This is a genomic window from Leucobacter fengyongliangi, from assembly GCF_050971685.1.
Classification (GTDB): Bacteria; Actinomycetota; Actinomycetes; order Actinomycetales; family Microbacteriaceae; genus Leucobacter.
The window spans coordinates 370,143-396,311 of record NZ_JBPCEU010000001.1 but is presented as its reverse complement, the minus strand read 5'-3'; the positions used below and the strand labels follow the sequence as shown (position 1 = coordinate 396,311).

The window sequence follows — 26,169 nt, the reverse complement described above, 5'->3', positions numbered from 1 at the left end:
CCCCGGGTTCTAGACGGAAGCGCAACACCTAAAGTGTGAGTTGTCTAGACCACCACCGAAGGGCTGCGCTTCCTTGTCCACACTTTACCGCCACCTCACCCTGAACGACCGGATCGAGATCGAGAAACTCCACGACCACGGCCACACCCACGCCGAGATCGCTCGAAGAATCGGCGTGCACCGTTCAACCATCGGCCGCGAGATCAAGAAGCGTTCCTGGCAACCTGAACACGACCACGCGAATCTTCGCCCCTACCTACGGAACAAACTCGACACCCGTCACCGGCGAGACCGGGTGTATCTCGCTGGTCAAGCACAACTCCACGCCAACACACGCCGAGCACGCTCGCACCAGCCCTACCGAATGACGCATGACCCGCTCGTTGATTGGGTGATCACACATTTGGGGCGGGGGTGGACCCCGGAAGAGATCAGCGGACGCCTCCCTATCGAGCACCCCACCGATCACCGTATGCGGGTCAGCCCAGAAACGTTGTATGCCTGGATTTACTCACCCGGGCAACAGCATCGGCAGTTGCACCAATACCTTGCTCGGGGGCAGAAGAAACGACGCCGCATCAAGGGCCGAAAGGTACACACGGAACGCATCAAATATCGGGTCTCGATACATGAACGACCCGCCGAGGTATTGACGCGGGAAGAGTTTGGGCATTGGGAATCAGACAGTGTGCTGGGCGCACACGGCACCGGCGGTATTCACACCATGGTCGAACGCACAAGCCGTTACTACCTGGGAGTGAAGCTCTCCCGAGTCGCTGCTGCCCCGACTCTGGAGGCGCAGCTTGGCGTGTATTGGGTGCTGCCTGCACACGCCGTCAAATCTGTCACAGCCGACAATGGAAGCGAGTTCGCACGCCATTACATGCTTGCCGACACGATCGGGGTGCCCACCTATTTCTGTGACCCGTACAGCGCATATCAGCGGGGCAGTAACGAGCACTTCAATGGTCGGCTACGGAAGTATCTCCCCAAGGGCACAACCTTCGAGGACCTCACCCAGGAAGAACTCGACGAGTACATCGGTGAGATCAATGACCGGCCCAGGAAAGTGCTGGGTTGGGCGACCCCGGCAGAGGTATTCCAGGAGTTATGCTCGGGGTAACTCACTGGGTGTTGCACTCCGAACTAAAATCCGGGGGCCCAGCGTGACTTCCCACGGTCGGGTATCCTGGCCGCATGGCTGATTCATCGTTTGACGTAGTGAGCAAGATCGACCCCATGGAGGTCGACAACGCGATTAACCAGGCCCGCAAGGAGGTCGAGCAGCGCTACGACTTCAAGGGCGTGGGTGCCGACATTTCGCTGAACGACAAGGCGATCCTGATCAAGGCAAACACCGAAGAGCGCGCGGTTGCCGTGCTTGACGTGGTGCAGTCGAAATTCATCAAGCGCGGCATGTCGCTCAAAGTACTTGACAGCGGCGACCCGTACCCCAGCGGCAAAGAGACTCGCATCGAGATCAAGCTGAAAGAAGGCATCGATCAGGCGACCGCGAAGAAGCTGAACAAGCTCATTCGCGACGAGGGCCCAAAGAGTGTGAAGAGCCAGATTCAGGGCGACGAGTTGCGGGTGTCTTCGAAGAGCCGCGACGATCTGCAGGCCACGATGGCGCTGCTGAAGGGTGCCGACGTCGACACCGCGCTGCAGTTCATCAACTTCCGCTAGCTATTTGGTCGGTTCCGGTCAGTTCGCTGTGGCTCGGGGCAGGCTTCGACTGGTGGATCGCGGAACCCCCTGGTTCCCGGCCCCATGCCGGGGTGGACGCTCACGCGGGCCTCGCCGCGCGGGAACCCTGCGCGAGCGTCCACCCAACAACGGGTGCAGGCAGGCCTACTCGGCGAAGTGCGAGGTAAGGAACCACCGATCCTTGTCGAGCTGCTGCGCGATCGCGATCACTATGTCTTGGCTCGGCAGATCGACATCGTCAAGCTCGCGCACCGCGCTGTAGACCGTCTCGAGGGTCGCATCGATCTGCGCGACGACTTCCTTGACGGTGTGGTTCGGGTTCTGAAAACCGAATTCCATCTCGGGCGTCGAGGTCTTCGCCGCGACGGTGCCGATGCGCCCGTCAACTGGCTGCCCCAGCGCGACGATGCGCTCGGCCACCGTATCGGACGCGGCCTGGGCGTGCGCGACGACCTCGTCGAGAAACTCGTGCACGCCGATGAAGTTCGCTCCGCGCAGGTGCCAGTGCGCCTGCTTGCCATTGACCGCGAGCGCGATGAGGTCATGGGCAACCGGGCTGAGCTGCGCGGCGACCTTCTTCGGGCGATCCTCGTCACCTTGAACGGCAGGCTCGTGAATTTTACGATTCGTCATAGCTGAACCCCTTCCATTCGGCCCCGGCCGACTGACTGGGGCGCTTCTTTCATCACTTTACGTGTGCGGGACGATGCGCGTCTCCCTGCTCTGCTCTGGGCGAACGCGAGCCCAAGGGGGGTTGATTTCGCCACAATTTTGCTGGTGGATCGCGCCTCGTGCATGCATTCCCCTCTGAACCCGAGGCTCAGACCTACCGCACCGACCGCACGACCGCACCGACTACCGTCGGAGATCTGACTCCGGTCGGATGAGCGCACGGCAACCCCCTCCGCCCTAACTCAGGTCTCCGACGGAAGCGCGAGCCGTTGCCTGCTGGTCGATGCTGAACTGCACAAGATCCGCCAGGAGTTCCGCATCAAGCTCGCGGTCGTACGGGATCTGGATCGCACCCTTTGAGGTGCGGTATTCGGTCAGCCTGTCGGCAAAGTGTTCGATAGCCTCGGGCCCCGGGTACACCCCCACGTGTCGCCGGTTGGCCGCAAAGTGGATCACATCGCGATTGAGCCGATAGGTCGGCATGCGCCAGCTGATCCGCTCGGTCAGGGTCGGCTCTGCCTCGCGGATGATCTTGCGCAACTGCCGCAGCTTCGGCTGGGCGAGGACGTCGCACGTGGCAATGTACTCGTCAACGGTCTGCGGTGCTTCGTGTTCGGTCATCTGCTCGGTCCGTTCCCTGATCTGCTCTGACTGGGATGGGAGGTTGGGTCACGCGCCTCCCTTTCATGGGCGCCCCCCGGCCTCTTCAGTATTCGCTTGTCAATTCCCTATGTCAACGACCAGCAGGTAACAGACCCACGGCTGCGCGCGGCGACACCCGCTGGGCCCCGCCGCACGAGCCGACGTAACTATCCCTAAGCGAGCTGTGCCCGGCGCGCGTGCAGGTCGTCGAACGTCGGGAAGACCTCGGCGATTGGGTTGCCGGTGAAGTGGCCGATCCACCCGTCGTCGTCGTGGAAGAAGCGGATCGACACGAACTCGGGGTTCGTGCCCATGTCGAACCAGTGCGTCGTGTTGGCGGGCACCGACACCAGGTCGCCCGGCTCGCAGTAGAGCGCGTGCACCTTACCGTCAACGTGCAGGTAGAACACGCCGGCCCCGCGCGCGAAGTATCGATCCTCGTCATCATCGTGACGATGCTCCGAGAGGAACTTCTGGCGCGAGACGACCTTCAGCTCGTCGTAGTTTTCTTGCCCGGGTGTGAGCCCGACGATGTCGACGAGGGTGTAGCCCTCGCTCTGCTTCACGGCCTCGACCTCTTCCTCGTACGCGCCAAGGATCTCGTCGAGGGTCGCATCGGCCGCGACATCCTGCACCTCCCAGCGTGAGAAGCGCGCGCCCAGTGTGCCGAGCGACGCACGAATCTCGGCCTCGTCGGTGGTCTCCAGCACGGGGGTGGCGGGGTCGGTGTCGTTCCAGACGGTCAGCAGGGTCATTTCGGCTCCTTGGCAGGTGGTGGGGGTGGATCGAGGCTCAGCGCGTGGCGACGGTAAAGCGCAGCAACCACTCGGCGATCTCGAGGTGGCGGCGAGCGGCAGGCACGTCGGCGCCCCAGGCATACATGCCGTGGCCGGCGACAATGAGGACCGGCACCTCGGGCATAGCGGCGGAGCCTGGCACATACACCTCGTCGAAGCGCTCCGCCTCGACCGTCATGTCTTGGTGGTTCGCGATGACCGGAATGCGCACGGTCGCGTCGTGCGCGGGGTGCCCGATGCCCTTCAGCATCTCGAGGTCGCGCAGTTCGACGCCGCCGGGCCAGCGCGCGCCCGCGATCACCGGGTCGAGCGCGTGCACGTGGAAGACCGCCCCGGCGCCGGTGCGCGCAGCGATATGCGCATGCAGCCCGGCCTCTGCTGACGGCGGGCGCGGGTCTGCGGGATCGACCGCGGCACCCGCGGCATCGACGAGGACCACGTCGCGCTCGGTCAGTTCCGACTTCTCGAGCCCAGATGCGGTGACGGCGAGTAACAGTGGATCGCGCTCCAGCACCACCGAGAGATTGCCCGCCGTGCCGCGCATCCAGCCGTAGCCCGAGAAACGGTCAGCCTCGGCAGCGAGCGCGCGTCCGGCGTCACGGACGCGCGCGGGGTCGATATTGAGCGTGTGCGCGGGTGTGGCTTCAACAAGCAGCGTGGTCATGGCTGCACCTCGATCTGGTCAAAGCCCGTAACCGCCGGCGCGACGAATTCTGCACCCGCCCAGGGCTCGCCCGCGCGGTCGAGCGCGACGACCTGCCAGCCTGCGGCGACGGCAGCCAACACCTCGTCGGGATGATCGGTGAGGAAGAGGAGGCGGGCCGGATCCACCTCCAACGCCTGCGCAATTGCGGCGTACGAGGCGGGTTCCTTCTTTGGCCCGGCATTGACGGTGTCGAACCAGGCAGTGACGAGACCCGAGAGGTCGCCCTGCGGTGCGTGCCGAAACCAGGGCTGCTGCGAGGCGACGGAGCCGGAGGAGTAGACGGCGATCCGCACCCCCTGGTCGTGCCAGTGGCGCAACCGCGGCGGCACGTCCTCAAAGAAGTGAGAGGTGATCTCGCCGGCAGCGAAGCCCTCGGCCCAGATGATGCCCTGGAGCGTCTTCAGTGGGGTCGACTTCACGTCGGCATCCATGAGCGCGTGAAGGGCAGCGGCCACCTCGGCATCAGTCGCGGTCTCGGGCAGGCCCGCTTCGGCGAGCACAGCGGCACGCGCCACGCGCACGGTGTCGTCGTCGCGGCCCAGTACTGCCTCGAGTCGTGGCCGGGCGTAGTCGTAGAGGTCGCCGAGGATGAACCCGGCGGCGCTCGTTGTGCCCTCGAGATCGACGACGACGACGTCTGCGCTGATCTGGATCGCGTCCGGCATGCATCCCCCTCAAGTCGTTCGGTTGCCCAATCGGTGGCTGGGCGTGCCCCGCCACGTTAGCAGCGATGCAGCCGCGAGTGTACCCGCGTTACGCCAGGTTGCATCGGGCTGCCTCCAGTTGCCTTGAGCTTCGCTCCGTTGCGCTCGGCGCCGATCCACCACCGCACATTCGCCGCGGCAAACCCGCCTCCGCGATCCACCCCGGCGTGTTTGCTCAAAGGAAGACACAATAAACATGGACTAGGTCTAGTATTTTCGGTATGACTGATACGCACCACGCCACGCTCGAGGGCCAGGAAGCCCCACCGCCCTTCCGCAGCGACCGGCCCATGTGGGCCCCGGTGTGGGCCATGGTCATCGTCTCGACCGCCCTCGCGATCGTGCCGATCGCGCTCATGGTGCTGCTACCGACGCGACTCGAAGGCACGATCGGTGTCTACGAGCGCGTCGCGTTGACGGCGAACGACGGCGACCGGGTGGTGTCCACGCAATTCATCGCTCCCGAGGGGTGGATCCGGGTCACCGACCCCGCCGATACCAGTGCCTTCGTGGCGACAGACCCGAGCGGGGCGACCACGATGCGTGCGAGCGTCTTCCCCGGGGTGGCAGGCGGGCCCGAGCTGCTGCGCGACACCTCACCGGTCGGGGCATTGGTCGTGCCAGTGCTTCCCGTCGAGCTCGAGGGCGCGCTCACCGCAAGCAGCATCCAATACGACCTGAGCGCGGGAGATTCCGTCACCCGCAGCATCGTGGCGTGCACGACCGATCAGCCCGCCGATTGCCTCCTCCTCACCCTAAATTTCCAGCCCGGGCAGTCGACTCTCGACACACCCGAGTCGGTGCTCGATCTTTTGCGCAGCGCGGAGGTCTCGTCATGAGCGCGGCGACCCCAGCAGCAAGCATCGGGCAGGCCCCCGCCCCGCACGGCCTCACGGTGTGGCAGCCCCGGCAGCCAATGTTCTGGTTCGCGCTGGCGCTTATCATCCCGTCGGCGGCGATCACACTGCTGCCCCTGTTTCTTGGAGGCATCTCGGGAACGGGCCTCGTCGCAGCCACACTCGTGGTCGGCGTGCAGGGCCTCATCCTGTGGCTCGTCGTGCGGGCCCTCCCCCGCGTGCGGCGTCAACCCGCGTCGCTGCGGATCTTCGCCCTGGTGTGGGGCATGACGGTTGCGGTGGGATCCGCCATGCTCCTCAGCGCCCTCTTCAGCAACGGGCTCGCGGCCCTCGGGTTGTCAACCTTCTCCACGGTGATTTCCGCTCCGATTACCGAGGATGTTTCTCGCCTACTGGGCGTGCTCGCGGTGCTGACGCTCGCGTCTCGCGCACGCATCACGGTCATGGATGGGGTGGTCTACGGATTCTTCGTCGGCATGGGATTCGAACTGCTTGAGACGCTGATGTACACGCTCCGCTCGGAAGATCTCGCCCAGACCCTCTACGTCGGGCTTCTGCGCTCGATCTTCGGGTTTGGGCTGCACGCCCTGTGGACGGCCGTCGCGGGGGCCGCGCTCGCCTACTGTATGTCGCGGCGGCAGCGCGGACTCGGAGGGCGCTGGTGGGTATTGGCACCGGCGCTCTTCGGTCCGATGCTCATGCACGCCCTCTGGGATTCGCCCGGGCTCTTCACCAGCGAGGTGCTGCAGGTCGCGATCATGGTGGCTTCGTACGCCGGGTCGATCGCGCTGTTCATCGCGGCGGTCAGGTGGGGCCGACGCTCCGACCGGGAATGCTGTGGCGGCACCTCTACACTGTGAGGCGTGACTCTCAGATGGCAATCGGTAGCCCGGGCAGCGGGCCTCGCCTCCTCAGACGGCAACGCCAGGCCGACAATTTTCGCCGAGATGACGGCGCTCGCGACGCAGCATGACGCGGCGAACCTCGGGCAGGGGTTTCCAGACAGCGACGGCCCCGAGTGGATCCGCCAGGCAGCGGCCAACGCGATCCACAGTGGCGCGAATCAGTACCCGCCGGGGCGCGGCATTCCCGCGTTGCGCGAGGCGATCGCGGCGCACCAAGCCCAGCACTACGGCATCACAGTGGATCCGGATTCCGAGGTGCTCGTCACCGCAGGGGCGACCGAAGCGATTGCCGCAGCGATGCTCGCGCTGTGCGGCCCCGGCGATGAGGTCGTCACGCTCGAACCGTTCTACGATGCGCACGCGGCCGCGATCGCGATGGCTGGGGCGAGGCACGTCACGGTGCCGCTCGTGCCGAGTGCGGGCGGGTTTCGGCTCGACGCGGCAGCCCTCGAAACGGCCGTCACCGCGAACACCCGGGTGATCCTGGTGAACACTCCGCACAACCCGACGGGCACGGTGCTTTCGCGCGACGAACTCGAAGCGATCGGCGCGGCGGCCGTGCGGGTCGACGCGGTCGTCGTGACCGACGAGGTCTACGAACACCTCACGTTTGACGGCCTGGTGCACACCCCGCTCGCGTCGCTGCCCGGCATGGCCGAGCGCACCCTCACCATCTCGTCGGCGGGCAAGACCTTCTCGCTCACCGGCTGGAAGATCGGGTGGATCTCGGGCCCGGCGCCGCTCATCGACGCGGTGGCGACGATCAAACAGTTCTTGACCTACGCGGGCGGGGCCCCGTTTCAGCCGGCGATCGCGCGGGCGCTCACCGAGGGCGATGTCGACATTCGCGCGCTTCGCGACTCCCTCGCCGACCGCCGCGACCTGCTGAGCTCGGCCCTCGCCGACATCGGTTTCGCGGTCGGTCAGCCGGGCGGCACCTACTTCGTGTGCGCCGACGCGACACCGTTCCTCTCCGCGGAGGTGCCCGACGGGGCCGCGTTTGCGCGGGCGCTGCCCGCCTGGGCGGGAGTGGCGTGCGTGCCGGTGTCGGCGTTCTGCCTCGAGGGATCCACGACCGCGCGCGAACTCGCGAACTGGGTGCGCTTCACGTTTGTGAAAGACGAGGCGACGCTGCGGGAGGCGATCCACCGGCTACGCCAGTCGCTGACCCGGGGCTCAGCCTCAGGCTGAATCCCTGACTGCGCTGAGAGTCAACACTCGCACCTGCTCATCCAACCTATTTCTCACTTAACTGCGTTAAGCGAGATATAGTTACTCCACGGCCTCGGCTAGGAGACGACATGCCAGAGTGGATCGAACAGGTATGGAACCCACGCGACGACGCGGGTCTCGGCCGTAAGGATCGTACGCCAGGCACGTACCTGGCGTTCGTGCCAGATGAGCTCGGCACTCGTCTGCCTCGGCTCTCTGCTGCCGCCGAATCTGCCGCGTCCGATGCCCTGGCAGTGCTTGCGCGCGCCGACGAGAGAATTGGCGAGCGAGGCGCGTTCCTCAACCACCTGTTGATCCGGTCCGAAAGTATCTCCTCCTCCTGGATCGAGGGCAATCGGGTCACCCCAAAGAAGCTCGCGATCGCGGAAGTGCTGCATCACGGATCCCGGGCGGCACTTGACGTCGTGGCCAACGTCAGAGCGACGGAGACCGCGATCGTCAAACTCGTCGATCGTTCGCGACCGGTCACGACCTCGGACTTCGAGGAACTGCAGCACGTCATCGAGCCTCGTCTCGCCCGGGGCCTGCGCGAAGAGCAAAACTGGGTGGGCGGATCAGGGTGGAGCCCGCTGCGGGCGGAGTTCGTGCCCCCGCCCCATGCCGAGGTGCCGCGACTGGTCGCCGACCTCGCGGCATTCGTCACCGCGACGGACGGCAACCCGATCGTGCGGGCCGCACTCGCGCACGCACAGTTTGAGACGATCCACCCCTTTGTAGACGGGAATGGGCGCACCGGGCGAGCGCTGATCCACACGGTTCTGCGCCGAGCTGACGCTGTGCGGCACGTACTCATTCCGATCAGCACCGTCTTCGCGGGGAACACAGGTTCCTATATCGCCGGGTTGACCGGCTTCCGGCAGGATCCACCCGCACTTGACGACTGGGTGATCGCTTTCGCAGAGGCCGCCGAGGCGGCCGCGAACAACGCGGTGCGGCTTGTGGAGGACGTGACCGCGCTTGACGCACGCCTCGCCGAGGAACTGGTCACCCATCGGGGTAGACAGGGCCTGTCGCCTGCGAGGCCGAGAAGCGATGCACTCGTCTGGAAGATTCTCGAGATTCTCGCCAACGAACCGGTGTTGACTGTGGAGTCTGCCGCGTCGCGGCTCCTTGCATCGCCGGCCGCCGCACATCGCGCGCTCCTCGAGTTGCACGCGGCGGGGATTCTCGGCCGGACGAAGGATCAGAAGGGTCGACTCGTCTGCTGGAGCGCAGATCGACACCTCGCTCTGGTGGCACTCACCGAGCGAAGCAATCGAGTTGGTGGGGGCGACACGCTCGGCAATCCGCCGCGCCTCGGGCCGCCGCCCGTTGACCGCGGGAAAGTAGGCGACCTGAGACCCTAAAGTTCGCGCGACGACCGGGCGCGCGAACTTTACGCCCCCGGGTGCGTGCGACGGATCGCCTCAGCGACCACCTCGGCAAGCGACCCGGTGCGCGTCAACGTCTGGCACTGCACCTCAGAGCCGGTACCAGACTCGAGGATGCTCGTCGTTGCGGCCCGCACCCGCTCCTCGTCTCCGGAGTTGCGCAGCGCGACGCCGACGTAACGCAGCAGCGCGTCAACCACCACTCGAGCTTCGCGAGGCCCTCGAGAGTTCGGATCCCAAAGGGTCTCATTCACCCCATACCGGCTCGCCGACCACATCGCGAGCCGCATGAGCGAGGTGGGGAACGGGTCTGGCGCACGGCCTGCCTGCGCTTCGGCGGCCGCCGTGGTGACGAGCGCACGGGCGAGTCCCGCGATGCCCACTGCATGCTCGGGGTTCAGGCACACATCGGGAGCGCGGATCTCAACGGTGGGATGGTGCGTCGACAGCCGAGCGTCGAAGTACACCATGCCGGGGTCGAGGATCACCCCGCTCGTCACGAGCGCCCGCACCAGTTGTCGATACTCCTGGGAAGACCCAAAGCGGTCGTACGAGCCTGCGCTCGGCCATCGCATCCACGCCTGATAGCGGTAGCTGGCGTAGCCGGTATCGATTCCCGCCCACATGGGTGAGTTCGCACTGAGTGCGAGCAGCACGTGCAGCCACGGGCGGATCCGGTCGAGTACGGCCACCCCCTCGTCCTTGTCACGCACCGTGACATGGACGTGCATTCCGCATGTCAGCTGCTCCTTCATCGTGAGGCCGAAGAGCTCGCCGATCGTTTCGTACCTGGGGTTCTCGGTGAGGTGGGTGGATCCCGGCACCACGCTTGTAGCCAGTGCCGTGACTCGCGCTCCCAGAGTGCGAGCCGCCAGATCCGCCAATTTTCGACCGGCGAGGATTGCATGTCCCACCTCGTCGAGGGCGAGCAGCGGGGGAAGGATCGACTCAATCTGTTCGAGCTTTGCCTCGTGCTCCAGCACGATCCCAGCGGGGGGAGACACCTTCTGCAGCGACGCGCGGCTGCGCGCGGGGCCGGTTCGCGAGGCCTCGGCGTTGGCGACTAAGCGATCGCCGAGGGGCATGGTGCGACCGGAATGCGGATCCACGATCAGCAGCTCTTCTTCGACGCCGATCAACCGTTGCATGTCAGCCACCACCGCACCTCCCCTCCGCCGTGCGCCGAGCAGATGCTACGCGTGTGGATCGTGGGCGCCACCGAAGACAGTCTCCCTCCAGCATGCGCCCGTCGGCGGCCCCTTGACAAGGGCGGCGCAGCCTCGTCTTTCCCGACAAGTGGACCACCGCGCGGGGTTGACCGCCCGCCAACCCTGCGCAGTCGTCCACCCCGTGGCCTGGCCATGCCCCTCGCTCCACCTCTACCGCTGGCCCTGGCTCTGGCCCCGGTTCTGGCTCTGGCTCTGGCCCCTCCAACCCACCAGCCCACCAGCCCACCAGCCCTCCAACCCTCCAACCCTCCAACCCTCCAACCCTCCAACCCTCCAACCGGCAGATTCACCTTCACCCGGCAGATTCGCGAGATTTCAGCCTGCAAAACCTCAAACTGCCGGTTGAAAGTGAGGTTGATCGCGATTCACGCGCCACTGTCTGCATAACGAGGATCGGGCCGAGCGTCCACCCCCTGTCAATCGCGACCAGACTGGCGTAGCCTCGGCCACATGACTGATCACGCACACACCCTGAAGGCCCTGCACGATGCCCCCGAGATCCTTCGCCTGGTGAATGTCTGGGATGCCATCACCACGAAGGTGGTCGCCGAAAACCCCCAGACACGCGCTATCGCGACCGCCGGCCACAGCATCGCGGCCAGCCACGGCTACCCCGATGGGCAGCACATTCCGTTCGAGTTGTTACTCGCTGCGCTCGAGCGAATCGTCAACGCGACCTCCCTGCCCGTGTCTGCCGACCTCGATGCCGGCTTCGGGGGCGACCCCGAAGACCTCGTGCAGGTGCGCGAGAACGTGCGGCGGGTCGTCGCTGCCGGGGTCGTCGGACTCAACGTCGAGGATCGCATGGAGCCGCTCGATGTGGCGAAGGCGCGGGTCTCGGCGGTACTCGCCGGGGCCGCCGACGAGGGTGTGGAGCTCGTGTTGAACGCCCGCACTGACGCGTTCGTGCGGGCGGAGGGGAGATCCACTGAGCAATCGGTCGCCGCGGCGATCGACCGCGGGCGCGCGTATCTCGACCTGGGCGCGACCTGCGTATTTGTGCCCGGCGTGCTCGATGCCGACACCACTCGCGAACTCGTCGCGGGCATCGGCATGCGCAAGATCAGCGTGATCGGGCTGCCGGGGGCGCTGACCGCAGCCGAGTACGAAGCGCTCGGTGTCGCGCGCATCAGCTACGGCCCGATGACGCAGAACGTCGCGCTCACCTCGCTCAAGCGTCTGGCCGATTCGCTCTACGCGGGCGGTGCGATCCCGTCAGACACCGAGAAGCTGAACTAGCGGGGTTCTCACCGGCTGTCCGCCTGGAGACCCTCCCGCGAGAGCTGCCACGGGGGCAGTTGCCCACTTGGTGCCCGAACCACTGTTCGCTGGGTCCCGAGCCCAGTGATCGTTCCTTCCATGACGTCGCCCGGGCGAAGAAACCGTCCCCAGTGTGAACCGTTGCCGGCTGGGGATCCTGTGAGCAGCAGATCTCCTGGACGCAGAATCGCGATCGAAGACGCATACGCAATGAGGCTCGGAATATCGAAAAGTAAATCTTCGGTCGTCGCATCTTGCATCAAATCGCCATTAAGTCGGAGTTGAATGCGGAGGGAGGACGGATCCGAAACAAAGCGAGCAGGGATCAGAAAAGGACCAGTTGGGAAGAAAGTGGGTTGATTCTTTGCACGAAACCAGTCCGTACCGATCTTTGCAATATCGGTACGGGGAACAAGTGATCGCGAAGTGATGTCGTTCACAATTGTGTAGCCCGCGACGTACTCGAAGGCATCTTCGGGCTTGACCCGATGGGCCAGGCTTCCGATTACAACACCGAGTTCTAACTCCCAATCGATCTGGTCGCCCACATCTGGCAGCAAGAGATCGTCGTAGGCACCGCAGACCGCCGAAGGAATTCCGGTCCAAATGTACGGATCGCCCTGTCGGCTTCGCTCATCGTTCTCCGCGGCAGCTTCGACTCGCAACTCCTCATCGGTGGCTCCGGGCCGCCCGAGTTTGTGTGCCACACTCATCTGCACGATGTGCTCACGGTAGTTCACCCCAGCAGCGAAGCTTGTTCCTACCGGGTCCATAGGCGGAAGCACACGAACCTGATCGAGCGGCCAGTGGGGCAGCTTCGCGAGCCTCTCCGAGTCAAAGACGACTGCCTCCAACCTGTCGAGATTGGTCTGCCAATCTGCGAGCAGGTCGACAGTCGAGTGTGCCTCGGGAATCACCGAGCGTGTGCCGTAGACGGTGTCGTCATGCACAAAACCAGGAAATGTTTCGCCTTCTGCCGCGAACGTGCCGAGTGCAAACCTGCCCGATTGGCGGGTCATCACAACTTGCGAGGACTCGCCGATCATGCGCCATCCTGGACATCCGCCGACATCCCAACAAGTGCGAGATTGAACCCCGCCCGCATTGCTTCTGCCCCAAGCGACCCCTCTTGAAACAGCAGGCGGAAGTAGATCGGTGAGTACAGTCGGTCAGCGATCTCACTCGGCTCGTAGTCGCTGCGAAGCGCGCCCTCTGCGATCGCACGCGCGACCAGTCGGCTCACCTCACGGCGCCGCGGATACCAGAAATGTTTCTTGAACTCTTCCAGCGTTGCCGGATCGTACTGACATTCCGCGATCAGCTGGGCCATGAGGCGGCCCTCGTGACCGTCATACACCGCTGCGAGAGAAACCACATGCTCTCGCAATGCATCGATAGCCGGAAGATCCTCCCGGATAGGAGTAGCAAGAATGTGATTCTCTAAGAACGTGTCGATGATGACCGCGGCCTTGTTTGGCCACCAGCGATAGATCGTTGTCTTGCTGACACCAGCCTCACGGGCGATCCGCTCGATCGACAGCTGCTGCACCGATACCGAATCCGGTTCGCGCTCATCGATGAGTTTCATCGTCGATTGCAGGATTGCCTGCCTACTGTGCTCACTTCTAACCGCCATGTCATGCCCTCTCAGTTGCTCCCACTCGATACGATACGTCGTCAATGACGCAGCGGATCAGCGACGTGCCAGGCCAGACTGTTTCTGCGCAGCGAAGGCCGCGTATTCACGCAAGACATCGGGGTCATCAACAGACCCGATCTCAACGACCTCGCTCAGCTCACACCCCTGGATGAGCCGTTTTACCGGCACTTCAAGCTTCTTACCGGTGCGAGTGTGCGGAATCCCTCGCATCACGACAAGTTCATCTGGGAGGTACCGGGCGGAGAGCTGGTTTCGGATGGCAGCGACGACGGCCGCACGCGCATCGCTCTCACTCACACCCTTCTGTAACCGCACAAACAGCGGCATATAGTAGCCCTCGTCGCCGATTTCGGCACCGATGACCATGGCCTCAGCGATTTCGGGCAACGATTCAACCACCGCATAGATGTCGGCTGAACCGAGCCTGATGCCATTGCGATTCAGTGTCGAGTCGGAGCGGCCGAGGATTCGAATACCGCGATCGCCGATTTCAATGAAATCCCCGTGCCGCCACACGCCGGGATAGGTGTCGAAGTAGCTAGCTTGATAGCGAGAACCGTCCTCGTCGCCCCAGAGATACAGCGGCATCGACGGCATCGGTGCGGTAACAACGAGCTCCCCCTTGCCCTGGGTGGGTGCGCCTTCGGTATCCCATGATTCGACACAGACACCCAGCGCAGGCACCTGAATGTAGCCGACGCGCACCGGCTCCGTGACGGCGCCGCCCACGAAGCAACCGACAATATCGGTGCCCCCGCTCATCGATGCCAACCACACATCCCCGACGTGCTGGTAGATCCAGCGGAATCCGTCGACGGAAAGTGGCGAACCCGTCACCTGTACGGTTCGCAGTGCGGAAAGGTCGTGCTGACGGCTAGGCTCGAGATTGGTCTTGGCGCACGCGTGCACGAAGCTCGCCCCCACACCGAGCACAGCCGTGCCCGTCTGCGCGACCACCTCCCACACCCTGTCGAGCGAGGGGTAAGTCGGGTTCCCATCCGCCAACACCGCGACCGCGCCCACGCCAATCGCACTGATGAGCGTATTCCAGACGACCCAACTCGTCGATGCGACGGAAAAGAACCGGTCACCCGGTTGAACATCGCCGCCGAATAACAACAGCTTCATTTCTTCAAGCAGCGCGCCACCGTGACCATGCACGATGCCCTTGGGAATGCCCGTCGTGCCGGAGGAAAAGAGCACCCACAGTGGGTGGCTGAACTCGACGCTCTCGTAAACGGGCGCGGCTGGTTCCCGCACGACATCATCCCAGAAGCTGGACGACACCGCCAGTGCGGGTGGCGTCACGGCGGTTGCATGGCCGGTGACCCAGATCACATGCTCGACGCTGGGAAGTGTGGCGATCACCTCGGACGTCTCCGCGCTGCGGTCGCGATCTTCTCCCGCGAGTCGGTACCCGGGGGCAGCGATAACCACCTTCGGCTGAAGTTGGTTGAAGCGTGACGTGATGGCACCGGGGCCGAACTCTGGCGAGCACACGGACCAGATCGCCCCAATAGAGACTGTGGCCAGCAGAGCGACGACCGCGGCGGGCACATTTGGCAGCACCGCGACCACGCGATCACCCGGTGCAACCCCGAGCGCTCGCAACCGTGCCGCCAACGCCCCCACCTGCCCCCGCAGATCCGTGAACGTCACCTCGCGCGGTTCCTCGCCTTCAGCGACGGCGACGAGCGCGACGCCCTCCCGCCCCTCAAGCAAGTGCTGAGCGAAGTTCAGGGTTCGACCTGGAAACCAGCGCGTGTTCGGCATCGGGACGCCGTTCCGCACCGATCCCGCAACGCCGCCCAGCTGAATGCCCGCGAAATCAATAAACTCTGCCCAGAACGAGTCGGGTTCAGACACGCTCCATTCCCACAGCGCCCGGTACCCCTCTTCCAACGGTATTCCTCGACCTCGCACGAACTCGGCGAATCGTTCGGTGTTAGGAACCTTGATCGGGCGGTCGTCAGTGCGCCAAATGATTTCCCCCTCGCCCGCGTTGAGGTTGGTGATCACTCCGAAACTCCAGTTTCAGCCTTGACGCGTTGAGCAGCAATCTCGGCTGGAGAGATTGGCTCGGTACCAATGAGCACGAACATCACCCGGGCAACGGTATCGGTTCGATTGGACCAGGCGTGAGCGGTGGCGCGCTGTATCGCCACATCACCGGGCCGCAACGTCACCTCGCCGTCATCAACGAGCAAGGTGATTTCACCTTCAAGCACAACGGCATAGTCGATTGACTCAGTGCGGTGAAACCAGAAGTGTTTGCCACTACTGTGTTCACTGCCCGCTTCCCGTTCCTCCTGCGCCCCGATCTCATCGAATACCGCGTCCCCCGCGTTCTGCGGGTACACCTTGTCTGGCGGAAAATCGGCGATACGTACAACGGTCTCTCCCACTCCAGGGAAATCGATCTGCGCTCCTCGGGGCGCAGGATCCACGTCGGAGACGTGATCGACTACCCCGTTCGGGGTGTACCAGACAACTGTCGCGCCGAAGCCCGCAATCGACTCTGAGGCGAAACTGTTCGGGGCATCCGCATCGTCGAAGAGGATAACGGCCTTACCCGAGTCGTCATGGCCCGTGACAATTCGCCGCACCGGCTTGCGTTCACTCATGCCGTCCCCTCCTCAAAGGGAAAGGGCTGCGGGGTAGGCCACCACGCGGGAGACTCTTTTTCTGTGGAGATGCGGTTCCGCAGCGTGCCGACTCCCTCAAGATCGAGCTCGAGTACGTCGCCCGGCTGCAGGAATTTACCGAGTTCCACGCCCGCGCCAAAGGCCATGGTACCCGAGCCGATCAGGTCGCCGGGCTGAATCCCGTTGAGCTCGGACGCATAGGCGATGGTCTCCTCGGGGGTCCAGATGAAATCCTCAACCTTAGTGTTCGACCAGACTTCACCATTGACCCGTACCTGACCGGTGAGTCCCAGCACCGAGGGCAACTCGTCGCGGGTCACGATCCAGGGACCGATGCCATATGCGAAGTCCTTCGAGTGCTGTGCACCCATACCGATCGGAGATTCAAGTTTTTGCACGTCGCGCAAGCTCCAGTCGTTGAAGATTGTGACGCCGAAGACGTGGTCCCACGCGTTCTCGGGTGTGAGGTTTCGGCCGGGCTTGCCGATGATGTAGCCGATCTCGAGTTCATAGTCGAGCTTCTCGGTGAAGCTCGGGTAAGGGATCACCTCGTCATGCCCGTAGATCGTTGATGTCGTGCCCTTGAAGTACCCCGGTCGCTCGTAGACCTCGCGGGACGGAATCGACTTCATCACCTTGCCGAAGAAATTCTTGATGTGACCGTTGAAGGTCAATGAGTCTCGTATCACTGGCGGCTTGATCGCAGCCGTCCAGCACACCTCATCGATTGGTGCAGCCGCATCATCAGCCGCCTCGAGCGCATGCTGCGCAGCTTCGAGAAAGAAGTCACCCGCTGAGATGCCCTGTGTGAGGTCTCTGAACGTGGCATGAGCCAGGTGCCGCGCGCCGTCCACGCTCGCGCCTCCCCGTTGAAGCACGAGCGCGTACGCCTTTTTCAGATCAATCACTCGCGCTTGCTCGGGTTGTGCCACGACGACGCGGATCTCGCGTCCGTCCAGACCGTCGGCGACGATGCGTCCCAGCTTCATGGTGGACCTCCTTTGGTTCACGGATTTAGGCCAAGTATACGACACGTTTAGTATCGAATTGCAAGCACCTTCTTGCGCCACATGAATAGGTGCACGCAGGAGGCCCCGGAGAATTGCGAGGTACGCGAATTCTCCGGGGCCTACTGCGCGCAAACCACAACTCACATGGTGTTACTGGCGCCACCGTCAACAGAAATGTCGATCCCGGTGACCCACGCTGATTCGTCGGAGGCGAGGTACAGGCCCGCATACGCAACCGCGAGCGGATCACCAGGCCTTCCGGTCAGCGTGCGAGCGACGATGGGCGCGACCGGGGCGTGTTCGCCAAATTCCGAGTACATCCCCAGCACCGGCGGAGTCGCCATGACCCCAGGGCTGACCGAATTCACACGGATCCCTTCAGCAATGCCCTCGGCCGCCAACTGCCGAGTAAGGGCCAAGACCGCCCCCTTGGTCGCAGCATGCGCTGCCTGGGGCAACGAACGAGCCCCCTGCAGAGCGGCACCAGACCCGATGTTCACGATTGCGCCATGCGTCTGTGCCAGATGGGGCCAGGCAAGCTGTGAAGCATGCCACACCACATCAAGTTCGTTGCGGATCGTGAATTCGTAGTCTTCTGGAGATTGCAACGCAAACGGTGCGAACCGCGGTGCGCTGGCGTTGTTATAGAGCACATCGATACGGCCGTAACGCTCGGCAGCACCATCGACCCACCGGCGCACCGCATCTCGATCGGTGAGATCTAGGGGGGCAGTCGCATCGATCGCGCCTCCCTCCGCCTCAATGAGGCTCACGGTTTCAGCAGACCGCTCGGGGTTTAACGTGCAGCCTACGACCGTCGCGCCCTCGCGCGCGAACAGCTGAGCAGTAACTCGTCCCATTCCGCTGCCGATTCCGGTGAGCAGCACCACCTTGCCCGTAAGCCGACCATTCGTCATCTCAGTGTCCCTTCATCGCCATTGACTCGTTCCGCCAAGCACCTCACGGAGTGGCTCCCGCTTGCGATCCAAACACGTTGTTCGTTTTCGCATCTGAAACCGTGCAGACACTGCACTTCTCCGTGCGCCCGCTGCACGGTACATCACCGGAGTCATGCAGCCGGGGTAGAACTGCAGCACCGCCCGGTTACGGGCTGGTCGAATGCACTCAAAGGAGAGACATACTATGAGCGAGAACTCAAAGACCCTCCGGCCTACACCCCCAGGGGTGACTGAGGCTGGCCTGGATGCCGCACTGGCAGCGTTCGCCGCCGCAATCGGCCCCGACAAGGTTTCAACGGATCCGGAACTGCTGAAAGAGTTTCAGGACCCGTATCAGGTGCCAGGCACCGCCACCAACCTACCTTCCGCCGTGGTCACACCGACCAGCGTCGAAGAAGTTCAGGCAATCGTTCGCCTCGCCAATGAGCACACCGTGCCACTCTGGCCAATCAGCCGAGGCAAGAATAATGGCTACGGCGGCGCGGCCCCGTGGGTGCGCGGCGCAGTCATGGTCTCCTTCCTGGCGATGAATAAGGTAGAAATTAATGAGGAGCTCGGCTACGCAATGGTTGAACCAGGCGTCAGCTGGTTCGACCTGCACGATGCCATTGAGGAAGGTGGCCACGATCTCGTCGCCTCGATCGTCGACATTGGCTGGGGTGGGGTGGTCTCGAACACCGTTGAGCACGGCTTGACCTACATGCCAAACTCACTCGATCAAGCCGCTCACTGCGGATTTGAGGTCGTGCTTCCGAACGGAGAGCTCTACCGTACCGGTTCGGGCGGCATGGACAACAACCCCACCTGGCCGCTGTACAAGCGAGGCCTCGGCCCAACGACCACGGAACTGTTTATGCAGTCGAACTACGGCATAGTCACCAAAATGGGCTACTGGCTCATGCCTAAGCCTGAGGTGTACATGCCGCTCTGGCTCCAGGTGTGGGATGACTCGCAGATGCCCGCAGTCGTCGATGCGCTGCGCGAACTCATGCTCGCCAAGGTCATCGACATGCGACCACAACTCTCGAACACGCTCATCATGGCATCAATGCTGACGAGTCGCGCCGAGTGGTTCGAAGGCACTGGGCCGATGCCCGAAGAAATCATCGACAAGATCGCGAAAGAGCTCGGTCTCGGCAGGTGGTTGATGCGCTTCGCCCTGTATGGTGACGAGGCCGTCGTGGACCACAACTACGCCAGACTTCGCGCCCGTTTTCTGCAGATCCCGAGCGTGCAACTCATGGGTCAAAAATACAGCGCCGAGGAGTGGGAAACGCTGCCGAACCCGCACGAGCGGGTTCAGATCGGCGTGCCCAGCCTTGACCTCTACAAGATGGCCGGCTGGTCGGGTGGCGACGAAGGCGGCCACGTGGACTTTTCGCCGGTAATTCCGCTGACCGCAAAGCACGCCAAGGAAGCGCAGGATCTCTTCGAGAAACTCTGCCACGAAGCGGGCCTCGACTATCTCGGGGGAATGTTGCCCATCAACGCGCGTTCCACGACATTCATTAATGTCATTCCCTTCGACACGAAGAACCCCGAGCAAGTGCACCGCGCCTACGAACACGCCAAGCACATGGTCGAGGTTGCTGGGAAGATGGGGTACGGCGAGTACCGCTTGCACCCATACTTTGCCGACACTGCTATGGATCAATTCGGGTTCAATGATCACATTCAGCTGCGCTTCAACGAACAGCTGAAAGACCTGATCGATCCCAACGGAATCATTGCCCCGGGCAAGTCTGGAATCTGGGGCTCGCGGTTGCGCGCAGCTGGCTTCCCCCAACAGTAACTCGCGAAACGGCGGGGTGCTCAGCCGCGAGCACCCCGCCTTCGTTGTTCAGATTCGGCTATCCGACAGGCTGCGTGGGCCGGCCTTCCCCGAAAAGCTGCAGCTCTCTGGCGCGGCGCGACTCTCGCGGCGAGTGGCCCTGCGCCTTGCGAAACGCCCGCGCAAAACTGGCGGCATTGCGATACCCATACTGAAGGGCAACCTCAGACACGGGCGTGTCCGTCTCGCGCAACTCCCGCGCAGCCGAGAACAACCGCTGCTCGCGGATCCACCCGGACACGCCTCCCAAAGGGGCGAACAGTTTGTGAACATACCGAGTTGAGACAAAGTGAGCGCGGGCCAGTTGCTCGGGGCCGAGTTCAGGATCGGCGAGGTGCGCGAGGGCGTACTGCCGCATTCGAGCCTCGAGTGTTACAGCACGGGCATTGGCGCCTGAGTCGCCGTCATAGTCGGCGCACAGACCCCGGAGCAGCGCCAGCATCATGTTTGCGACGGAGTCGCCCTCCGCGCTGGATGGGGGCGGGCCCTCTGCAAGCCTCCCGATGCCAACGAGCAGCGACGACGACAGACGGAGCATCGTACTGTCAGGCCCTGCCAGACGCTCGGCCGCATGGCGAGCGAACGCAGCCGCGTCACCTCCGATGTACCACTTGGGAAAGGCGATCACAGAGACATCGAAGCCCGAAACCGCCTCGAACGAAGAGGGCGTCGAGGTGTCTTGCACCGCGACCTCGCCGGGGCGCAACTCGCAGATTCGATCGCCTTGCCCCACTCGACAGGTGCCGCGGCGGGGCAGGTACATCAGGATGCACTCGGGGTCAAGACGGTCAACCAGTTGCCGAGTTCGAGTGACCCGATGAGGAGGCCCACTGATCGTTCGCACGAACAGGGGCCCTACCTGACCGCCGCTCAGCCGCGCCTCGAACACCGGTTCCGATGCAGGTTCAATGCGCACGGGGAAGAAGTGCTCGGCGATACCCGCCGACCAATACTCTGGGCGAACATCTGATGACACCACACGGGTGTCAAGTATCATCGTCATTTCTGACCCCTTATCCCACGCGACGCTGCGGCGAATGTGAATGGCCAGGGTGGCCGGTAACCGGCGCACCCTGGCCAGGAGACTACCGTGCCGACTGGGGCCCAAGCTCCGGATTGGCAAAGAATTCGGCGATCTGCTGGTCGTCGAAGTATGCACCCTCAGGGGCAAGGTCGGTGCCGTCTTCGATGCTCCACGACGGATCAACGATGTCCGAGAGATTCGAGCGGTCGACCAAGTAAGAGGCGCTGATGATGTGGTTCAGTTTTACGCCCGCACCAGCGAGCACCTTCACTCCGATCTGCGCGGCGGCCCGGGCCATCTCGATCGGGGGCGTGGCGGTACCAAAGTAGGGGTAATCAGGGTTCTCGGCTGCGTACGCCGCCATGCCTTGCGATGCCCCCACGTCTTGAATAGGCGGAACTGGCTGTCCTGACTGGGTGAAGGCATCACGAATTGCCCAGCCCATCGTGCCTCCCTGGATCACGGCGTCAACACCGGCAGGGTTCGTCGAGAGGTACTGCACCGTCGCCTGCTGAGCCAGTGCCGGCTGGAACATGCCCTCCACATTGCCGACCACGTTGATGTCGGGGCAGAGCTTCAGCGCCTCGTCCCGCCCGGCTTCCCAGAAGGTCGAGACCGGAATACCGGGAACGCCAGCGACCTCGAGCACGTCACCCGATCCGCCGATTGCACCAAAAATCATGGAAGCCGTTGCCATTGACTGCAGTACACCGTTGTAGGTGACTGAAATTGCATAGGGGCTATCGATCGGCACCACCACCGATACCACGGGAATTCCAGCGTCATGCGCTTCAGTAACGAGATCGAGAGCTGGTTCCGGAGCTACGGGGTTGAAAAAGATGATGTCAGGCTTCATCGATATGGCCTGGCTGAATTGCTGTAGCTGACCGGGGACATCGCCGGGATCGTTCGGTGCCGCGTTCAGCACAACCTCGACACCTGCCTCTTCGAGAGCACTTGCAAGCGTCTCCTGATAGACCGCGATGAAGGGAGCAGCGGGAGAGGTGCCGACGATCGCAGCAGTGTAGCCCTCAGTCTTCTCGGATTTCCAGTCTGCCCAGGCTGACTCCTGTAATTCGTATGGATATCCGTTGTAACCGTCCTGAACATCCGCGGAAAGGCTCTCGAGCAAGCCGGCCGGATCTTGTGCTCCCACGTTGGGAACGACACCGCACTCGGCAGCGGAGCTCGCATTATCGGTGGTGGTCGGCCCCGCGTCACCCCCTGACGTGGTCGAGCTGCAGCCAGCCAACGTCAGAGCACCGACCGCGGCAAAAGCTACGACGGGCCCAAGTCGGCGGAAACGAATGGTTTTGACCATGATTGCGTTCTCCTCTTCAAGAATTGCGCACCGTTGCGCATCATCAGACTAGACACATTCGATACGATACGTCTAGTCTTGAATCGTAGATGCTCAACGAAGAACGTCCGCAACAAGGAGACGCAATGTCCGAACACACTGACGGCCTGCGCCTGACCGAGGTCAGCAAGAGGTTCGGTGCCACTCGCGCGCTAGTAGCCGCTCAGCTGCACCTGCCCGCAGGCGAGATCCACACGCTGCTAGGAGAAAACGGGTCGGGAAAATCCACACTCGTCAAGATCATCGGTGGAGTGCACCGGCCCGATGCTGGAGGCTTCACCCTTGATGGGCAGCGTCTCGAATTTCGCTCGCCCCGCGATGCTGCGGCCCATGGCATCTCCGTCGTATTTCAGGAGGTGCTCACTGCCCCCAGCCAGAGCGTCGTGGAGAACATCTGGCTCGGTGCCGACGGCATCTTCGCCCGGAAGCGCTCGCGCCAGGAGCAACGTCGCATAGCCGCCGAGACGCTGGGCCGCTTGATCGACGGCATCGACCTCGACGCGCCCGCAGGGCAGCTCTCGCTCTCCGACCGGCAGGCCATCTGTATCGCGCGCGCGCTGGTGCGCGACCCCAGTATCCTCGTGCTCGATGAATCGACTGCAGCGCTCGACGTACTGACGCGCGACCGACTATTCGCTGAGATGAGGCGGCTCGCAGCAGCCGGGGTGAGCATCCTATTCATCTCTCACCGGATGGACGAGGTACGAGAGATTTCCGACCGGGTGAGCGTATTGAGATCAGGACGCACTGTCTCAACCGTGAAGGGAGACGACATCACGGTGGCCCGAATGGTTGCCGACATGACTGGCACCTCCGGGCACTACGAACGGGCTGACCGCGCTCGGAGCATGGGGCACCCAACGCTTCGCGCGACCGGAGTGCGGCTAACCGAAACGGCCTCACCCATTGACCTGGAGGTGCGGGCAGGGGAACTCGTCGGCCTTGCCGGCCTCGAGGGTCATGGGCAAGATGCGTTCTTGAAGCGACTGTCGGGCATCACCGGCGGAGAAGGTACGGTGACGCGGATTCTCAGCCCGGACATTGACGTGCATTCCGGCAACGGTGCCAAGCTCGGCGTGGCCTACCTTCCTCGAGAGCGCCGAGGGGAATCGCTCTTCGAGTCGATGTCGATCCGGGAGAACTTTGCTCTCCCCACCATGCGGCAGGACCGCGCAGGGTTGCTGCTCAGCGCCCGACGCATGCGAGCGAGATTCGCGGAAGTGACGGCCGCCCTCAGCATACGGCTGGGTAGCCCAGAAGATCCGATCTCAAGCCTGTCAGGCGGCAGCCAGCAGAAGGTAATGCTCGCCCGCTGGCTCGCGACCGACCCGAAGGTCCTGCTTCTCAATGACCCGACTCGCGGTGTGGACATCATGACCAAACGAGAGATCTACGCAACCCTGGAGCAGCTCTGTGCCGATGGCATGAGCGTCGTCATGCTTTCCAGCGAAGTCGACGAGCTCGTAGAACTCGTCGACCGCGTCCTTGTGTTTCGTGACCAAGAGCTGTTTGCTGAGATCTCCCGTGAACACCTCACCACGGAAGCCGTTGTGGCCGCCTACTTCGGCCAGGAATCGGAGGTTGCCGCATGAGCTCCCCACTCGCGTTTCTGCGGCGGCACGCCTGGGCGTTCGCCTGCGCACTTGCCGTGCTGCTGCTGGCCATCAACCTCGCCATCAGCCCGTCGTTCCTCTCACCTGACCGTTTGCCCACCACACTGGCCACGCTTGCCCCATTCGTGCTTGTGGGGTTTGCCTCAACCCCCGCGATCCTTTCGGGCGGGATCGACGTGTCCGTGGGACCGCTGGCCACATTCATCAACTGCTTCTTCGTCGCGGTGCTTCTGCCGCAGGGCCTCGGGAACTGGTACACCGCGATCCCCCTTCTCTTGCTCGTGTCTGCCGCGATCGGCACCACGACCGGTCTGCTCGTTACAATTGTGCGCCTGCACCCCGTAGTCGCGTCGACCGGCGTGCTCTTCGTGCTCATCGGCCTTTCAATCACAATTTCGAAGGCCCCCATCTCAGCACCTTCAAATTGGTCTGAGGGTCTGGCCAAGACAGTCGGCTGGCTGCCGGGTGCTGTTATCCCTATCGGCGTAGTCGCGCTCGCCTGGTTCTTCCTCCGCCGCTCCGCATATGTCAGAAATCTTCTGGCAACCGGAGAGAGCGACATCTCCGCGTATGGGTCCGGCGTGCACGTCACCGTCGTTCGCACGCTCGCCTACACGCTCGGGGGCGTGTTCGCGGGCGTTGCGGGGATCGCCCTCACCGCGCTGCTCCAGTCGTCACAGGCATCACTCGCCAACACGTATGCGCTGCTTGGCCTTGCGGCTGCCGTGCTCGGCGGAACAGCACTCGGAGGTGGCAAGGGCGGGCTACTTGGTACGTTCTTCGGCGCGCTCGTGCTGTACCTCCTGCAGCAGCTGTTGACCGCAGTGGGTGTGCAAGCGAGCCTCGTGCAGTTCAGCTATGGGTTCGTGCTCATCATGGGTGTGATCCTTGGCGCCACTCTCCTCAATCCCCGTCAGAGAAAGACCAGCTCATGACCAACACCTATAGCGACCTGACCCGCTCTCTGAACACCCCCGCGCCGCCGCCCACGGCCGCAGCACGGGCACGGCGCTGGGCGCTCGAGACGCCGCTCATTCAGGCGGTGATCCTGGTCGTTCTGGTTATCGTGCTGATCACGCTGGTTCCCGCCTTCCTGGAGCGCCCGATTGCGGGGGTAACGGTACTTACTCTGGCGGCGCTGCTCGCCCTGGCTGCCATGGGTCAGACGCTGGTCGTCATCCTCGGGGGCCTCGACCTCGCCATCGCCGGCTACATTACCTTTGGGGCGATGATCGCCGGGAACGCCACGAGCCGACTCGGATGGTCGGTGCCACTTGCATTCGTGGTCGTGATGGCTGTCTGCGGAGGCATCGGGGCCCTCGTCGGATGGCTCTGCTACCGGTATCGGGTCGAGCCACTCGTGATGACGCTCGGGGTCGGCACTGCACTCACTGGCGGGTCGATGTTCCTCGCGAACGGTGATTTCAGTGGCCAACCGCCCCAGGAGCTGAAATCGTTGGCTCAGCTCACCGGCACCACCTTTGGCCTGCCCATTCCCCCGGTGATCGTGATCGTTCTCGTGCTCGGCGTCCTGCTCTGGCTGTTTTTGGCCAAGACACCCGCCGGCCGCATGCTCTACGCGACCGGTGTGAACCCACGAGCCGCCAACCTCACGCGTATCCGTACCTCCCTGGTCTGGACGCTAGTCTTCGCCGCATCGGGAATTTTCGCCGGCATCGCGGGGATGTTCCTCGCGGCATTCGGTTCCGGCTGGTCAATCTCGATCGGCGACCCGTACCTGTTCTCAGGACTTGCTGCAGTATTCGTCGGCGGCACGACCTTTGGTTCCGTGCGGGGCGGCTTTACCCGCACCGCCCTGGGTGCACTCATACTCACGGTGCTCTCAACGATCATCGTGAGCCAAGGCCTGAGCGAGGCACAGACGCGCATCGTCTACGGCGTCATTATCCTCGGAATGGTTGCAATCTACGGGCGCGAGCGAAGGGTACGCGACCGGTTCTAACCACGCCCAAGTGAGGGGGCCT

Annotated in this window: 25 protein-coding genes; 11 read left to right on the top strand and 14 right to left on the bottom strand. The window is 63.4% G+C overall.

Annotated elements, in window-relative coordinates; translation table 11 throughout:
- Window positions 1–73 precede the first annotated feature (73 nt).
- Together ACR0R4_RS01870 and ACR0R4_RS01865 are read left to right on the top strand one after the other, a co-directional pair.
- Window positions 74–1,123 carry an IS30 family transposase gene (locus ACR0R4_RS01870; RefSeq protein ID WP_433645630.1) on the top strand — a complete coding sequence of 350 codons (1,050 nt, stop codon included), beginning with the start codon at window positions 74–76 and terminating at the stop codon, window positions 1,121–1,123.
- Between the two features lie 74 nt (window positions 1,124–1,197).
- A complete protein-coding gene (locus ACR0R4_RS01865; protein ID WP_433645629.1) occupies window positions 1,198–1,686 on the top strand; it encodes a YajQ family cyclic di-GMP-binding protein in 489 nt (162 codons plus the stop codon).
- Between the two features lie 165 nt (window positions 1,687–1,851).
- Here ACR0R4_RS01865 and ACR0R4_RS01860 read toward each other — a convergent pair whose 3' ends face one another.
- The 5 genes from ACR0R4_RS01860 to mtnC form a co-directional block, all read right to left on the bottom strand.
- Window positions 1,852–2,340: a Dps family protein gene (locus ACR0R4_RS01860; protein WP_433645628.1), complete on the bottom strand. Its 489-nt coding sequence runs from the start codon at window positions 2,338–2,340 to the stop codon at window positions 1,852–1,854.
- 276 nt (window positions 2,341–2,616) lie between these two features.
- Window positions 2,617–3,000, bottom strand: a complete 384-nt coding sequence (locus ACR0R4_RS01855; protein WP_433645627.1) for an iron chaperone — start codon at window positions 2,998–3,000, stop codon at window positions 2,617–2,619.
- Between the two features lie 194 nt (window positions 3,001–3,194).
- Window positions 3,195–3,776: a 1,2-dihydroxy-3-keto-5-methylthiopentene dioxygenase gene (locus tag ACR0R4_RS01850; RefSeq protein WP_433645626.1), complete on the bottom strand. Its 582-nt coding sequence runs from the start codon at window positions 3,774–3,776 to the stop codon at window positions 3,195–3,197.
- A gap of 37 nt (window positions 3,777–3,813) precedes the next feature.
- Window positions 3,814–4,482, bottom strand: coding sequence for a methylthioribulose 1-phosphate dehydratase (gene mtnB / locus ACR0R4_RS01845; protein WP_433645625.1), 669 nt, complete (start codon window positions 4,480–4,482; stop codon window positions 3,814–3,816).
- Complete coding sequence (gene mtnC, locus ACR0R4_RS01840; RefSeq protein WP_433645624.1) at window positions 4,479–5,189, bottom strand: acireductone synthase; 711 nt, start codon at window positions 5,187–5,189, stop codon at window positions 4,479–4,481. Before mtnC ends, mtnB begins: the two co-directional genes overlap by 4 nt.
- A 260-nt stretch (window positions 5,190–5,449) precedes the next feature.
- Between mtnC and ACR0R4_RS01835 the strand changes: the two genes are divergently transcribed.
- The 4 genes from ACR0R4_RS01835 to ACR0R4_RS01820 all read left to right on the top strand — a co-directional run bounded on the left by ACR0R4_RS01835 (window position 5,450) and on the right by ACR0R4_RS01820 (window position 9,569).
- Complete coding sequence (locus ACR0R4_RS01835) at window positions 5,450–6,067, top strand: hypothetical protein (RefSeq protein WP_433645623.1); 618 nt, start codon at window positions 5,450–5,452, stop codon at window positions 6,065–6,067.
- The gene (locus ACR0R4_RS01830) at window positions 6,064–6,945 is read left to right on the top strand and encodes a PrsW family intramembrane metalloprotease (protein WP_433645622.1); all 882 of its coding nucleotides are present in this window, start codon (window positions 6,064–6,066) and stop codon (window positions 6,943–6,945) included. The genes ACR0R4_RS01835 and ACR0R4_RS01830 overlap by 4 nt, the downstream gene beginning before the upstream one ends.
- 3 nt (window positions 6,946–6,948) lie before the next feature.
- A complete protein-coding gene (locus tag ACR0R4_RS01825) occupies window positions 6,949–8,181 on the top strand; it encodes an aminotransferase class I/II-fold pyridoxal phosphate-dependent enzyme (RefSeq protein WP_433645621.1) in 1,233 nt (410 codons plus the stop codon).
- Between the two features lie 110 nt (window positions 8,182–8,291).
- A complete protein-coding gene (locus tag ACR0R4_RS01820) occupies window positions 8,292–9,569 on the top strand; it encodes a Fic family protein (RefSeq protein ID WP_433645620.1) in 1,278 nt (425 codons plus the stop codon).
- 29 nt (window positions 9,570–9,598) lie between these two features.
- On the opposite strand, the gene ACR0R4_RS01815 is transcribed toward ACR0R4_RS01820, so the two are convergent.
- Window positions 9,599–10,741, bottom strand: coding sequence for a glutamate--cysteine ligase (locus tag ACR0R4_RS01815; RefSeq protein WP_433645642.1), 1,143 nt, complete (start codon window positions 10,739–10,741; stop codon window positions 9,599–9,601).
- A 531-nt stretch (window positions 10,742–11,272) separates the two neighbouring features.
- Between ACR0R4_RS01815 and ACR0R4_RS01810 the strand changes: the two genes are divergently transcribed.
- Window positions 11,273–12,061 carry an isocitrate lyase/PEP mutase family protein gene (locus ACR0R4_RS01810; protein WP_433645619.1) on the top strand — a complete coding sequence of 263 codons (789 nt, stop codon included), beginning with the start codon at window positions 11,273–11,275 and terminating at the stop codon, window positions 12,059–12,061.
- 8 nt (window positions 12,062–12,069) lie between these two features.
- Here the strand turns inward: ACR0R4_RS01810 and ACR0R4_RS01805 are convergent, their stop codons facing one another.
- From ACR0R4_RS01805 to ACR0R4_RS01780, 6 genes are all read right to left on the bottom strand, one after another.
- On the bottom strand, window positions 12,070–13,128 hold the full coding sequence (locus ACR0R4_RS01805; protein WP_433645618.1) for a fumarylacetoacetate hydrolase family protein: 1,059 nt from the start codon (window positions 13,126–13,128) through the stop codon (window positions 12,070–12,072).
- Entirely contained in the window at window positions 13,125–13,718 is a 594-nt protein-coding gene (locus ACR0R4_RS01800; protein WP_433645617.1) for a TetR/AcrR family transcriptional regulator, read from the bottom strand. The genes ACR0R4_RS01805 and ACR0R4_RS01800 overlap by 4 nt, the downstream gene beginning before the upstream one ends.
- 57 nt (window positions 13,719–13,775) lie before the next feature.
- Window positions 13,776–15,761, bottom strand: coding sequence for an acetoacetate--CoA ligase (locus ACR0R4_RS01795; RefSeq protein ID WP_433645616.1), 1,986 nt, complete (start codon window positions 15,759–15,761; stop codon window positions 13,776–13,778).
- Complete coding sequence (locus ACR0R4_RS01790) at window positions 15,758–16,366, bottom strand: cupin domain-containing protein (protein WP_433645615.1); 609 nt, start codon at window positions 16,364–16,366, stop codon at window positions 15,758–15,760. The genes ACR0R4_RS01795 and ACR0R4_RS01790 overlap by 4 nt, the downstream gene beginning before the upstream one ends.
- Window positions 16,363–17,376 carry a fumarylacetoacetate hydrolase family protein gene (locus ACR0R4_RS01785; protein WP_433645614.1) on the bottom strand — a complete coding sequence of 338 codons (1,014 nt, stop codon included), beginning with the start codon at window positions 17,374–17,376 and terminating at the stop codon, window positions 16,363–16,365. The genes ACR0R4_RS01790 and ACR0R4_RS01785 overlap by 4 nt, the downstream gene beginning before the upstream one ends.
- 161 nt (window positions 17,377–17,537) lie before the next feature.
- A complete protein-coding gene (locus ACR0R4_RS01780) occupies window positions 17,538–18,314 on the bottom strand; it encodes an SDR family NAD(P)-dependent oxidoreductase (RefSeq protein WP_433645612.1) in 777 nt (258 codons plus the stop codon).
- 226 nt (window positions 18,315–18,540) lie between these two features.
- Here ACR0R4_RS01780 and ACR0R4_RS01775 point away from each other — a divergent pair, with 226 nt between their 5' ends.
- Entirely contained in the window at window positions 18,541–20,148 is a 1,608-nt protein-coding gene (locus ACR0R4_RS01775; RefSeq protein ID WP_433645611.1) for an FAD-binding oxidoreductase, read from the top strand.
- A gap of 58 nt (window positions 20,149–20,206) precedes the next feature.
- Here ACR0R4_RS01775 and ACR0R4_RS01770 read toward each other — a convergent pair whose 3' ends face one another.
- Together ACR0R4_RS01770 and ACR0R4_RS01765 are read right to left on the bottom strand one after the other, a co-directional pair.
- Window positions 20,207–21,190, bottom strand: a complete 984-nt coding sequence (locus ACR0R4_RS01770; RefSeq protein ID WP_433645610.1) for a helix-turn-helix domain-containing protein — start codon at window positions 21,188–21,190, stop codon at window positions 20,207–20,209.
- An 82-nt stretch (window positions 21,191–21,272) separates the two neighbouring features.
- The gene (locus ACR0R4_RS01765; RefSeq protein WP_433645609.1) at window positions 21,273–22,532 is read right to left on the bottom strand and encodes a substrate-binding domain-containing protein; all 1,260 of its coding nucleotides are present in this window, start codon (window positions 22,530–22,532) and stop codon (window positions 21,273–21,275) included.
- A gap of 125 nt (window positions 22,533–22,657) precedes the next feature.
- On the opposite strand from ACR0R4_RS01765, the gene ACR0R4_RS01760 reads away from it, so the two are divergent.
- The 3 genes from ACR0R4_RS01760 to ACR0R4_RS01750 are packed head-to-tail and all read left to right on the top strand — an operon-like array spanning window position 22,658 to window position 26,147.
- The gene (locus ACR0R4_RS01760; RefSeq protein ID WP_433645608.1) at window positions 22,658–24,163 is read left to right on the top strand and encodes a sugar ABC transporter ATP-binding protein; all 1,506 of its coding nucleotides are present in this window, start codon (window positions 22,658–22,660) and stop codon (window positions 24,161–24,163) included.
- A complete protein-coding gene (locus tag ACR0R4_RS01755) occupies window positions 24,160–25,119 on the top strand; it encodes an ABC transporter permease (RefSeq protein WP_433645607.1) in 960 nt (319 codons plus the stop codon). The genes ACR0R4_RS01760 and ACR0R4_RS01755 overlap by 4 nt, the downstream gene beginning before the upstream one ends.
- Complete coding sequence (locus ACR0R4_RS01750) at window positions 25,116–26,147, top strand: ABC transporter permease (protein WP_433645606.1); 1,032 nt, start codon at window positions 25,116–25,118, stop codon at window positions 26,145–26,147. Before ACR0R4_RS01755 ends, ACR0R4_RS01750 begins: the two co-directional genes overlap by 4 nt.
- The last annotated feature ends 22 nt before the right edge of the window (window positions 26,148–26,169 follow it).

Coding starts and splice junctions, on each gene's coding strand:
- ACR0R4_RS01750 (WP_433645606.1), top strand. CDS start 25,116: ATGACCAACACCTATAGCGACCTGACCCGCTCTCTGAACACCCCCGCG.
- ACR0R4_RS01765 (WP_433645609.1), bottom strand. CDS start 22,532: ATGGTCAAAACCATTCGTTTCCGCCGACTTGGGCCCGTCGTAGCTTTT.
- ACR0R4_RS01760 (WP_433645608.1), top strand. CDS start 22,658: ATGTCCGAACACACTGACGGCCTGCGCCTGACCGAGGTCAGCAAGAGG.
- ACR0R4_RS01805 (WP_433645618.1), bottom strand. CDS start 13,128: ATGATCGGCGAGTCCTCGCAAGTTGTGATGACCCGCCAATCGGGCAGG.
- ACR0R4_RS01810 (WP_433645619.1), top strand. CDS start 11,273: ATGACTGATCACGCACACACCCTGAAGGCCCTGCACGATGCCCCCGAG.
- ACR0R4_RS01780 (WP_433645612.1), bottom strand. CDS start 18,314: ATGACGAATGGTCGGCTTACGGGCAAGGTGGTGCTGCTCACCGGAATC.
- mtnC (WP_433645624.1), bottom strand. CDS start 5,189: ATGCCGGACGCGATCCAGATCAGCGCAGACGTCGTCGTCGTCGATCTC.
- ACR0R4_RS01755 (WP_433645607.1), top strand. CDS start 24,160: ATGAGCTCCCCACTCGCGTTTCTGCGGCGGCACGCCTGGGCGTTCGCC.
- ACR0R4_RS01775 (WP_433645611.1), top strand. CDS start 18,541: ATGAGCGAGAACTCAAAGACCCTCCGGCCTACACCCCCAGGGGTGACT.
- ACR0R4_RS01790 (WP_433645615.1), bottom strand. CDS start 16,366: ATGAGTGAACGCAAGCCGGTGCGGCGAATTGTCACGGGCCATGACGAC.
- ACR0R4_RS01770 (WP_433645610.1), bottom strand. CDS start 21,190: ATGACGATGATACTTGACACCCGTGTGGTGTCATCAGATGTTCGCCCA.
- ACR0R4_RS01830 (WP_433645622.1), top strand. CDS start 6,064: ATGAGCGCGGCGACCCCAGCAGCAAGCATCGGGCAGGCCCCCGCCCCG.
- ACR0R4_RS01835 (WP_433645623.1), top strand. CDS start 5,450: ATGACTGATACGCACCACGCCACGCTCGAGGGCCAGGAAGCCCCACCG.
- ACR0R4_RS01855 (WP_433645627.1), bottom strand. CDS start 3,000: ATGACCGAACACGAAGCACCGCAGACCGTTGACGAGTACATTGCCACG.
- ACR0R4_RS01800 (WP_433645617.1), bottom strand. CDS start 13,718: ATGGCGGTTAGAAGTGAGCACAGTAGGCAGGCAATCCTGCAATCGACG.
- ACR0R4_RS01860 (WP_433645628.1), bottom strand. CDS start 2,340: ATGACGAATCGTAAAATTCACGAGCCTGCCGTTCAAGGTGACGAGGAT.
- ACR0R4_RS01865 (WP_433645629.1), top strand. CDS start 1,198: ATGGCTGATTCATCGTTTGACGTAGTGAGCAAGATCGACCCCATGGAG.
- ACR0R4_RS01815 (WP_433645642.1), bottom strand. CDS start 10,741: ATGCAACGGTTGATCGGCGTCGAAGAAGAGCTGCTGATCGTGGATCCG.
- mtnB (WP_433645625.1), bottom strand. CDS start 4,482: ATGACCACGCTGCTTGTTGAAGCCACACCCGCGCACACGCTCAATATC.
- ACR0R4_RS01820 (WP_433645620.1), top strand. CDS start 8,292: ATGCCAGAGTGGATCGAACAGGTATGGAACCCACGCGACGACGCGGGT.
- ACR0R4_RS01850 (WP_433645626.1), bottom strand. CDS start 3,776: ATGACCCTGCTGACCGTCTGGAACGACACCGACCCCGCCACCCCCGTG.
- ACR0R4_RS01785 (WP_433645614.1), bottom strand. CDS start 17,376: ATGAAGCTGGGACGCATCGTCGCCGACGGTCTGGACGGACGCGAGATC.